At 69.4% G+C, this 5,715-nt stretch carries 6 protein-coding genes; 3 read left to right on the forward strand and 3 right to left on the reverse strand.

The annotated features are described in order from the left end of the window. Window positions 1–27 precede the first annotated feature (27 nt). Entirely contained in the window at window positions 28–855 is an 828-nt protein-coding gene (locus tag G6045_RS38830; protein ID WP_165336956.1) for a hypothetical protein, read from the reverse strand. Window positions 856–1,105: 250 nt separating this feature from the next. On the opposite strand from G6045_RS38830, the gene G6045_RS38835 reads away from it, so the two are divergent. Continuing rightward, a complete protein-coding gene (locus G6045_RS38835; RefSeq protein WP_165336957.1) occupies window positions 1,106–1,699 on the forward strand; it encodes a hypothetical protein in 594 nt (197 codons plus the stop codon). A gap of 90 nt (window positions 1,700–1,789) precedes the next feature. On the opposite strand, the gene G6045_RS38840 is transcribed toward G6045_RS38835, so the two are convergent. After that, window positions 1,790–2,605 (reverse strand): M15 family metallopeptidase, encoded by an 816-nt coding sequence (locus G6045_RS38840; protein WP_165336958.1) that lies wholly within the window; start codon window positions 2,603–2,605, stop codon window positions 1,790–1,792. 187 nt (window positions 2,606–2,792) lie between these two features. Here G6045_RS38840 and G6045_RS38845 point away from each other — a divergent pair, with 187 nt between their 5' ends. Further along, complete coding sequence (locus G6045_RS38845; RefSeq protein WP_165336959.1) at window positions 2,793–3,326, forward strand: NUDIX domain-containing protein; 534 nt, start codon at window positions 2,793–2,795, stop codon at window positions 3,324–3,326. 55 nt (window positions 3,327–3,381) lie between these two features. Then, window positions 3,382–3,870: a GNAT family N-acetyltransferase gene (locus G6045_RS38850; RefSeq protein WP_165336960.1), complete on the forward strand. Its 489-nt coding sequence runs from the start codon at window positions 3,382–3,384 to the stop codon at window positions 3,868–3,870. On the opposite strand, the gene G6045_RS38855 is transcribed toward G6045_RS38850, so the two are convergent. Next, window positions 3,839–5,715: glycoside hydrolase family 31 protein (locus G6045_RS38855; RefSeq protein ID WP_165336961.1), on the reverse strand; the 1,877-nt coding region annotated here is incomplete at its 5' end. The two genes, G6045_RS38850 and G6045_RS38855, sit on opposite strands and share 32 nt — an antisense overlap.

Raw genomic sequence — 5,715 nt, forward strand, 5'->3', positions numbered from 1 at the left:
GTCCACGCCCACCGCCCCCACCTGGCGTCAAGGGCCAAGCCCCCTATGGTGGTGCGCTGACGCCGCCATCCGCAGGTCAGTGGACACCATCGGGTCGTCGCGCAGCGCTGCGATGTGCGCGAGCGTCGTGGGGTTGTCCTGCGCATGGGCGACACCGAGAAGCTGTGCCTGCTCCTGACAGTCCCAGAGCGATTCGGAGTGCGCGTAATCCAGGCCCGACGGATCGATGGCGGCCAGCGCTTCCAGGTAAGCGGCCCGTTCGTAGGAGTGCGGAGTGTGCAGCCAGAGCCGGCGCAGGTCTCCCACCGCTGGGGCGGCCGCGGGCCCGAATCGGGCCAGCCGCCTGGCGGTGGCCGCCGGACCGCACCAGGTACGGGTACGTCGTAGCTCGGCGAGCTCGGCCACCAGTACGGGGAGTGCCTCGGGGACAAGCTGGTCGGCGAGGACGCCCTGGCCGAGCCGGGCCCGAACGCAGTCGTCAGGCAGGGCCTTGGCCAACAGGTCGAGCAGTTCGCCGTCCGTACGCCCGCTCAGGTCCGGCGGAACCGGACGTGAGGCGGGCCGCCGCGCTGCGATCCCGAATCGCTTCCACGGCTCGACGTGCCACGGCGGCTCCGGCTCCTGACCGATACGTTTTCGCGCGACATCGGCCAGGTCCTCCCACCAGGCGTCCGGCCATCGGTCCGCGACCAACTCCACAACACTGACCCAATGCTCGCCGCCGCGAACGTGGGCCCGCAGCCCATCCCGAGCCTCGTCCGAACCGTCCAGAGCAAGCAACACGAGCACGTCGGCGGCCCGCGAGCACTCGTCCTCGGACCCGGACAACAACTCCACGCCCGGTGCCACACCCATCGCCAAATCCCATACCACGTGCGACAGCTCCGCTGCTGGACGTAGACCGAGACCAGCCATGGGTCACCGCCTCAATTGACGCTGAACGAACCTGGATTCCGGCAGCGCCTGGTGCCACGATTGGGGCTCGAAGGCTGTGAGCAGGGGGGCGAGGCATGGGGCGGCGACCCGATGGCATGGGGCAGAAATTTTCCAGGCAATCCGAAGAACTATCGGAGCAGCTTTTCGAACCAAGCTGGAGAGGCTGGGGTTGACGCGCAAACAGATCGAAGGTCAATCTCTCGATGAACTGCAGGTTTCGCTCACCAGCGTGAATCACGCCATTGAGAACCCCAACGGGTTCGGTGTCGTCCGGGTGAAGATGACAGCCGAAGCGGGCATGGTGGTAGTCCGCAATGAGGCGGAGGCGCATTTCGAGATGGGGATCCTGCCCATCCTGTTGGAGCGCAAGGCGTTGATTCTTGAGAGGATCAGCGCGCTTCGGCCGACAGAGCAAGTGCAGGACATTCGCGAGGAGGTCGCCAAGGTGGTGACGGACGAAAACATCCGGGACCATCTCCTCAAGATTCTCGACGACCGCGCGGCCAAGGAACGCGATCTGTCGACCAGAATAGAGAAGGAGACCGAGAAGAACTCGGCTCTGCTCTGGGAAGTAACGCATCTGAAGGAAATCTCTGTCGGGAAGATCCAGCATCGCCTGGATAATCTCGAAGAGTCGACGAGACGTCTGGAATCCGAGAAGGTCAGTAAGTTCGAAGCGGTCACCATCACCTTCACGATACTTGGCGCAATGGGTGGGCTGGCTGCGCTGGTCCTAGGCCTCATTCGGTGGACGACCGGATGAACTCGACACTTCTCGAACGCGGCATGACGAAGGCGCTCACCATCGGAGATGAGCGCCTTGCGTCGAGCGGTTCCGGCTGGTCAGCGCCGGTCAGTGACCAGCCACGGACCTGCGACTCACCGGAAAGTCGAAGTACGTGTCGGGAAACACCTCCGGCTTGTACGTGAAGTGCCACCACTCCTCAGGCAGGTTGACGAACCCCACCTCACTCAACGCCCCCCGCAGCAGATCCCGGTTCGCCCGCTGCACCCCCGTGATCCGCGGAGAATCCGTGTGCGACAGCGTGTCGAAGCAGTCGTAACCCGTGCCCATGTCCACCGAACTGTCCGGGAACCGCTCGCCCACCGGCGCGAAGCACGGAACCAGCGGCTCGCCCGGCACAAACGGCCGCGTCGGCAGCGCGGGCAGCTTCACGATGGTGAGGTCGACCGTGGAACCCCGGCTGTGCCCCGACTTCGCGGCGATGTAACCGTCCGCGAACAGACGCGATTTGTCGACGTTCGGATAGAACTCCGCCTTCATCCGCTCGTCGTCCAGATCCTCGGCCCACCGTACGAAGTGATCCACCGCCCGCTGCGGCCGGTAGCAGTCGTACACCTTCAGCGAGTACCCCTGCTTCAGCAGCCCACGCTGGGCCTTGCGCAGAGCAAGCGCGGCCGGCTTCGTCAGGATGCAGACCGGCTGGCGGTAGCCGTCGATGCGCTCACCGACGAAGTTGTGCGCCGTCGTGTAGCGCATCTCGTGCAGGATCGTCCGGTCCACCCGGTCGAGCGCCACGAACTCCTCGGGTGCCTTGGGCTCCGGCTCGGCACCGGCCGTGGCCGGCACCGCCGTCACGGTGAGCAGGGCGGCAGCGGCGACGGCGAGGGTGCGCCACACAGTGCGCGTACGCGAAAGACGAGTCATGGCCACTCCGTCTACCAGCCGGATGGGGCGCATGGGAAGGGTGAGCCCAAGACGGGCGAGTCAGACGGGGGAGAGTGAGCCCAAGACGGGCGAGTCAGACGGGGAAGAGTGAGCTCAAGACGGGCGAGTCAGACGACAGGGGTGGCCGGTCGCACGGGCGTGTCGGCGTTCCGCTACAGTCCCGCCCGTGCCCGAGCCTGTATCCTCCCCCGCCAAGTCCGCCCAGGACTCCCACTGTTCGAGCTGCGGCGCTCCGTACGCGGACGTCTCCGGCTGGCCCCGAACCTGCACCGTCTGCGGCGCCGTCGCGTACCGCAATCCGCTTCCGGTTGCCGTCGCACTGCAGCCCGTGCACGACACGGAAGGCATGGGCCTGCTCATCGTCACGCGCGGAATCGAGCCCGCCCGCGGCCAACTCGCCCTGCCCGGCGGCTTCGTCGACCACAACGAGGACTGGCGGCACGCGCTGGTACGGGAGTTGCGCGAGGAGACCGGCATCGAGGCCGACGACCGCGACGTCCGCCTCGCCGACGCCCTGAGCTCCGCGGACGGCCACCTCCTCCTCTTCGGCGTCCTGCCGCCCCGCCCCGCGGCGGAGCTCCCGCCCTTCGCGCCGACCGACGAGACCACCGCCCGCTCCCTCCTGCGCGCCCCGTCCCCCCTCGGCTTCCCGCTGCACACGGTGGCGGCCGCGGCCTGGTTCGAGGGGCGCTACGCGTAAGGGCGCCGGCAAAATGTAAGGGTCCCTAGCGCACTACGCTCCTATACTCGTCCGCATGGATCCGATCACCATCCGCCGTGCCCTGCCGACCGACGCACCAGCCCTCACCACCCTGATGCTGGCGTCGAGCGCGTACCAAGGGACGTACGCCTCGATCCTCGAGGGCTACCGCGTGACGCCCGACTACGTGGCGCGCCACCGCGTGTTCCTCGCCGAGGACCCGCAAGGCGCGCCACTCGGCTTCTACTCGCTCATCTGCGACCCGCCCGAGCTCGACCTGGCCTTCGTCGCCGACGCGGCCCAGGGCAACGGCGCCGGGCGTCACCTGATCACGCACATGCTGAACGAGGCGCGCACAGCAGGCCTTTCGGGCGTACGCGTGGTCTCGCACCCGCCCTCGGAGGGCTTCTACCGTGCGATGGGCGCCCACCGCACCGGCACGCTCCCGCCCAGCCCGCCGAAGGTGACCTGGGAGCGCCCGGAGCTGTGGTTCCCCATCGAGGACCCGGCCCTCACACCCCCCGCACCCGCACCCTCTCCGTGACCTCCTCCACACCCGCGTCCGTCTCCCGTACGACCATGACCCGGTCGTTCTTCCACCGCGTCACATAGCGCTCGACTTCGGCACGCTCCCAGCCGTCCCCGGGATCGCGCACGACAAGCCCTCCGCCGGTACGCCCCCGCAGCGGCGCCCACACCTCCAGCTCGAGCTCCCCGTCCTCGCCGCGCACCGGCACCACGGTCCCGGCCCGTGCGAGCACCGGGACCCGGGACGGGGGAGCGTCGAGCAGCACCTGTCCCGGCCCGTCATACGCACGCTCGCCGACGGTGTCGTACCACCGCCCCCGCGGCAGCCGCACCGCACGCCGGTCGGCGCCGGGCTCGAACACCGGCGCCACAAGCAGCGCATCCCCCAGCAGGAACGCATCGTCGCAGTCCCGCAGCGCCCGGTCCTCCGGCGCCGACCACCACAGCGGCCGCACATAAGGAGCACCCGTGCGCGACGCGAGCTGGGACAGCGTCACGAAGTACGGATGCAGCCGCCGCCGCTCCTCCAGCGCCGCCCGCGCATGCGCGAGGACCTCATCCCCGTACACCCAGGGCTCACGCCGGCCGGCGTTCATCGCCGAGTGCGTACGGAACAGCGGCAGCCACGCCCCCAGTTGGAACCACCGCAGGTACAGCTCCGCGGGCGGCCGTCCGCTGAACCCGCCCACATCCGGCCCCGAATACGGAATCCCGCACAGCCCGAGACCGAGGACCAGCGCCAACGAGGCGCGCAGCCCCGCCCAGCTGGTCTCCACATCCCCGGACCAGGTTCCGCCGTAGCGCTGCAAGCCCGCCCAGCCCGAGCGCGAGAACAGGAACGGCCGCTCCTGCGGCCGCAGTTCGCACAGCCCCTCGTACGCGGCCCGGGCCATGCACAGCCCGTAGACGTTGTGCGCCTCGCGATGATCGCCGCCCCGCCCGTCCAGCGCGTGCCGCGCCGACCGCGGCAGCGACGGGTCACCGAAGGCGGCGAACGACACCGGTTCGTTCATGTCATGCCAGAACCCGGAGAACCCCTGCCCGAGCCGCTCGGCGTACTGCCGGCCCCACCAGGCCCGCACATGCGGCGCGGTGAAGTCCGGGTAGACCGACTCACCCGGCCACACCACACCCCGTACGATCCGGCGCCTCGCATCCCGTACGAACGCATCCTCGGCCCGGCCCGAGTCGAACAGCGCATTGCCCGGCTCGGCCTTCACCGCGGGGTCGACGATCGACACGAGCCGCGTCCCCTGCGCCCGCAACTCGTCCGCCAGCGCGGGCAGTTCCGGAAAGTTCACGCGATCGACCGTGAACACCTGATGCGCGTCATAGTGATCGATATCCAGATGTACGGCGCCGAGCGGCAATCCCCGCTCCTGGTACCCGGCCACCACGCGCCGGACCTCCGTGGCCGACCCGAACCCCCACCGCGCGTGCTGATACCCGAGCGCCCAGGCCGGCGGCACTGCGGGCGCGCCCGTCAGCCCGGCCCACGCGTGCAGCACCCGGGCCGGCGTCCCGACCACCACCCAGCAGCGCAACGGGCCACCGTCCACGCGCAGTTCGGTCGTCCCGGGCCGGTCATGCCCGGAGCCGGCGCCCTCCTCGCCCTCGCGCAGGGTGACGGACCCGTCCCACGAGTTGTCGTGGAAGACCAGATGCGTCCCCGCGTCCGCGACCACCAGCTGCACCGGCATCGTCAGATACAGCGGATCGTCTCCGGGCGCGAAGGACCCGCCGGGATCGGAGTTCCACAGCCGGTACGTGCCGTCCGCGAGGCGCGGCCCCGCTGCCCGCCCGCCGAGCCCGAAGAACCGTGCGTCGGCGCCCACTTCGGACCGCTGCACCCACCGCGCAC

This window comes from Streptomyces mesophilus (genome assembly GCF_011044995.1).
Lineage (GTDB): Bacteria > Actinomycetota > Actinomycetes > Streptomycetales > Streptomycetaceae > Streptomyces > Streptomyces mesophilus.